The sequence below is a fragment of the Pedobacter sp. genome (assembly GCF_045628745.1).
Taxonomy (GTDB): Bacteria; Bacteroidota; Bacteroidia; order Sphingobacteriales; family Sphingobacteriaceae; genus Pedobacter.
In genome coordinates this window covers 1-4,696 of sequence record NZ_JAZQPU010000272.1, presented here as the reverse complement: position 1 = coordinate 4,696, position 4,696 = coordinate 1, and the positions used below count along the sequence as shown (strand labels likewise).

The window sequence follows — 4,696 nt, the reverse complement described above, 5'->3', positions numbered from 1 at the left end:
CTAATTCTAAATTAGGCAGCTAAGGCGTAGTTATTTTCGCCAATTATAGTGTGAACGTTCTCTTTAAAGTGCTCGCCGTACAACGCACTGCATGCTTACATACTTAGCTCCACCCTGTCAAATCCAAGACGGCCCCAGTACTGCTGATCGCTATTAGTTAACAACGCTAATCCACGTCAGCAATACAAAAGTACTAAAATTATGCCAAAGTATTACCAGGATATTGCTTTAATGCAACCGAAAGGCAATCCATCGCTTTATTTAAATCATCAACATTCAATACATAGGCCATTCTAACTTCAGTTTTACCTGAACCTGGTGTAGAATAAAAACCTGTTGCCGGTGCCATCATAACAGTTTTACCTTCATGATCAAAGCTCTCTAACATCCACTGACAGAAAAGATCAGCATCATCAATAGGTAATTTAGCTACCACATAAAACGCACCTCCTGGATTTGGACAGAAAACGCCATCCATTGCATTTAACCTGCCAACCAATGTGTCTCTTCTTAAAGTATATTCTTTGTTAACCTCTTCAAAATAACTATCAGGTGTATCAACAGCTGCAGCTCCGGCAATTTGTTCAACCATACCAGGACTCAATCTTGCCTGGGCAAACTTCAACCCTGCTTTAATTACCTCTTTGTTTTTCGTAATCAAACATCCTAATCTTGCACCACAGGCACTGTATCTTTTAGAGACAGTATCCATAATCACAACATTTTCATCTAACCCGTCTAAGTGCATAGGCGAAATAAATTCCCTGCCGTCATAACAGAACTCACGGTAAGCCTCATCCGAAAATAAGAACAAATCGTATTTCAGGCATAATTCTTTTAAGGCCTCTAATTCCTCTTTAGAATATAAATAACCTGTAGGGTTATTAGGATTGCAAATAATAATGGCTTTAGTTTTTGCTGTAATTAACTTTTCAAATTCAGCAATCGCAGGTAATGCAAATCCATTCTCGATGTGTGAAAGAATAGGTTTCACCACAACATTACTCATACAAGCAAAACCATTGTAGTTTGCATAAAAAGGTTCTGGAATAATGATCTCATCACCTTCGTTTACACAGGTTTGCATAGCAATTGTGATGGCTTCAGATCCACCTACAGTAACCAAAATATCTTCCGGTGTAATATTGTATCCCAGTTTATTATAATATTCGGTAAGCTTAAGCCTGTAGCTTAAAGTACCTTCTGAGGGCGTATAAGCCCAAACTTTAAAATCTATATTTTTAATCGCATTTAACATCACCTCCGGAGTGGCAATGTCTGGCTGACCAATGTTAAGGTGAAAAACTTTTTTACCTTGTAATTTCGCCTGATCAGCATAAGGAGTTAACTTTCTAATAGGTGAGGCTGGCATTTGCAGCCCTTTTTCGGATAGGTGTGGCATGGTGCAAAAATAAAAAACCTCGTTGATTAACGAGGTTTTAATTGAAATATCTATAAAAATTAATTAGTTGGCAGCGCTAACAGTCTCGCCTTTGATGTATAAAACCTTTGTTGGTGTTTTAGCATTCGATGTTAAACTGATGCTTTTGCTAAACGGCAAAGCTGCACCTGTTGGATTATAAGTCACTTTGATCACACCTGTTTCTCCTTTTTTAATGGGCGTTTTTGTGTATTCTGGCACAGTACATCCACAAGTTGTTTCTACATTGCTTATTATTAGAGGTGTATCTCCTATATTTGTAAATGTAAATTCTACTGTCGCTGGTTTATTCGACGGAATTTTACCGAAGTTATACGTTTCTTTATCAAATTTAAATTCTGCTGGTTTGTTTTGTGCCTTACTTGATAAGGCGATACCTAAAACTAAGGAAAATAGGATGATGAGCTTTTTCATATAGATGTGTTTTGAACAAATTTAATCTTTAAATTATCAATTCAAAATCTATACCACTATATAAATTACATTGCTGCACTAACCCGGCCTTTATAAATTGTTTATCTTTGCACCGTAATACAAATGCTTATGACTCCAAATTCTAAACTTACAACGAACCCTATTGATGCTTCAGCGTTAAGTTTTGAAGACTTCAAAACCATTGTAATTAATGATTATAAAATAGCCTTCGAAAGTCGCCAGGCTAGTTTATTAGGCCGTAAAGAAGTTTTAACCGGTAAAGCTAAGTTTGGAATTTTTGGTGATGGTAAAGAGCTGCCACAAATTGCAATGGCTAAAGCCTTTAAAAACGGCGATTGGCGTTCAGGTTATTACCGCGATCAGACCTTTGCTTTTGCAACAGGAATTTGTACCATAAAGGAGTTCTTTGCTCAACTTTATGCACACCCTGATCTTGATGCTGATCCCTCATCTGCTGGCCGACAAATGAATTGCCACTTTGCAACCAGGTCTATCAATGAAGATGGCAGCTGGAAGGATTTAACAGAAATAAAAAACTCTTCTTCAGATATCGCGCCTACAGGAGGCCAAATGGCACGCCTGGTAGGTTTAGCCTATGCTTCTAAATTATTCAGACAGAATAAAGAGCTTGATTATTTAAAGAATTTCTCCATTAATGGAAATGAGGTTGCCTTTGGTACTATTGGTAATGCTTCTACTTCTGAGGGTGTATTTTTTGAATCCATCAATGCCGCTGGTGTTTTACAAATCCCAATGGCCATCTCCATTTGGGATGATGGTTATGGCATTTCTGTACCGGCTAAATATCAAACGACAAAAGAAGATATTTCTGAAATTTTAAAAGGTTTTCAACGTGACGAGCAAAATGCTGGTTACGAAATTTATAAAGTTAAAGGCTGGGATTATCCTGCCCTATGCGAAACTTATCAAAAAGCGATTGACGTTTGTAGAGAAGAGCATGTGCCAGTGATGATCCATGTTACTGAAGTTACACAGCCTCAAGGCCACTCTACTTCTGGATCTCATGAGCGTTATAAGGATAAAAAACGTCTTGAGTGGGAGAAGGAATACGATTGTATTCTTCAGATGAGAAAATGGATGCTGGAATCTGCAATCATTGCCGAGGAAGAATTGGCAGTCATTGAAAATGACGCCCGCAAAATGGTTCGTGAGGCACAAAAAGAAGCCTGGAACGAATTCCTAAACTCTATTAAAACAGATAAAGATGTTGTTGTTGCTATGATTTCTGCCTTTAAAGGTGGTAATGAAATGCTGCAAAAAATTGTAAACCAATTAGCAGGTGCACCAGATGCCCTGCGTAAAGAGGTAATTTCATCGGCAAGAAAAGCTTTAAGGGTAACTTTAAATGAAGAAAGTCCTGAAAGAACAGCTTTACTTAACTGGTATAAACAACAAAAAGATATTAACGAAGAGCGCTACAACTCTAAACTCTTTACAGAAGGTAGAGAAAGCCCTTTTCTTGTTGATCAGGTAGCTCCGGTTTATCCTGAGCAAAGCAAAATGGTGGATGGCAGAGAAATCTTAAATGCATGTTTCGACAGTAACTTTGCCAGAGACCCACGCCTGGTTGCCTTTGGTGAAGATTTAGGCAGCATCGGTGATGTTAACCAGGGTTTTGCTGGTTTACAAGCCAAATATGGTGACCTCAGAATTACCGATACCGGCATCCGTGAAATGACCATTGTAGGTCAGGGCATAGGACTTGCTTTAAGGGGTTTAAGGCCAATTGCTGAAATTCAATACCTTGATTACTTATTATTTGCCCTTAACATCTTAAGTGATGACCTGGCCAGCTTATCTTACCGCACTAAAGCGGGGCAGAAAGCACCTGTTATAATTCGTACCCGTGGTCACCGCTTAGAAGGAGTTTGGCATTCAGGTTCACCGATTTCCATGATTCTAGGTTCTTTAAGAGGTCTACATATTTGTGTCCCTCGTAATATGACTCAGGCAGCTGGTATCTATAACACGCTGTTCAGATCTGATGAACCAGCCATGGTCATCGAATGTTTAAATGGTTACCGTTTAAAGGAAAAAATGCCTGAAAACATTGGCGAGTTTACCGTTCCTTTGGGTGAGGCTGAAGTTATTCTACAAGGTTCAGACATCACCATTGTTTCTTATGGGTCTACTTTAAGGGTTATTGAAGAAGCGGCAGAAGAATTAGCCTTAATGGGTATCTCTGTAGAAATCGTCGATCCACAAACACTGTTACCTTTCGACATCAATAAAGTTTGCGTTTCTTCTCTGCAAAAAACAAATAAACTTTTAGTAGTTGATGAAGATGTACCTGGTGGTGGTGCAGCTTACCTTACTCAACAAATTCTGGAAGAACAAGGTGGTTATTACCTGCTAGATGCACAACCACAAACTCTAACAGCGAAAGCACATCGTACGCCATATGGTTCTGATGGTGATTATTTCACTAAGCCCTCTGTTGATGATGTGATAGAAACTGTGTATAAAATGATGCATGACCATAATGCAGCTAAATATCCGGCAATATTTTAATTCAATATAATCAATATTAAAAATGCCTGTTACCTTAAAAAGGTGACAGGCATTTTTGCTTTAAACAGCTACTTGTTTTCTTATCGCGTCTGTATCAATAATAGATAAAACATCGTTGATCTTCCCTCCTTCTAATTTATAAAAGACGTGTTCAGAAAAATTCACAGTTTTACCATTTATAGGAATCCCCATGAACTCACTGATGGGTGTACATTTAAAGTTAAGGCGAGCCGCTATTTTATTGGTTTCAGTAAGCAGTAATTCTATATCATAATAAAGATCAGGTAT

4 protein-coding genes are annotated in these 4,696 nt (G+C 38.2%); 1 reads left to right on the top strand and 3 read right to left on the bottom strand.

The window, feature by feature from the left end; all coding sequences use genetic code 11:
* Nucleotides 1–199: 199 nt before the first annotated feature.
* On the bottom strand, nucleotides 200–1,402 hold the full coding sequence (locus ACR2F7_RS10280; protein WP_432713482.1) for a pyridoxal phosphate-dependent aminotransferase: 1,203 nt from the start codon (nucleotides 1,400–1,402) through the stop codon (nucleotides 200–202).
* 63 nt (nucleotides 1,403–1,465) lie between these two features.
* Nucleotides 1,466–1,855: a DUF1573 domain-containing protein gene (locus ACR2F7_RS10275; RefSeq protein ID WP_432713481.1), complete on the bottom strand. Its 390-nt coding sequence runs from the start codon at nucleotides 1,853–1,855 to the stop codon at nucleotides 1,466–1,468.
* Between the two features lie 123 nt (nucleotides 1,856–1,978).
* Here ACR2F7_RS10275 and ACR2F7_RS10270 point away from each other — a divergent pair, with 123 nt between their 5' ends.
* Entirely contained in the window at nucleotides 1,979–4,408 is a 2,430-nt protein-coding gene (locus ACR2F7_RS10270; protein WP_432713480.1) for an alpha-ketoacid dehydrogenase subunit alpha/beta, read from the top strand.
* A 60-nt stretch (nucleotides 4,409–4,468) separates the two neighbouring features.
* Here the strand turns inward: ACR2F7_RS10270 and ACR2F7_RS10265 are convergent.
* On the bottom strand, nucleotides 4,469–4,696 hold a 228-nt coding region (locus tag ACR2F7_RS10265; protein WP_432713479.1), incomplete at its 5' end, for an ester cyclase.

Coding starts and splice junctions, on each gene's coding strand:
- ACR2F7_RS10280 (WP_432713482.1), bottom strand. CDS start 1,402: ATGCCACACCTATCCGAAAAAGGGCTGCAAATGCCAGCCTCACCTATT.
- ACR2F7_RS10275 (WP_432713481.1), bottom strand. CDS start 1,855: ATGAAAAAGCTCATCATCCTATTTTCCTTAGTTTTAGGTATCGCCTTA.
- ACR2F7_RS10270 (WP_432713480.1), top strand. CDS start 1,979: ATGCTTATGACTCCAAATTCTAAACTTACAACGAACCCTATTGATGCT.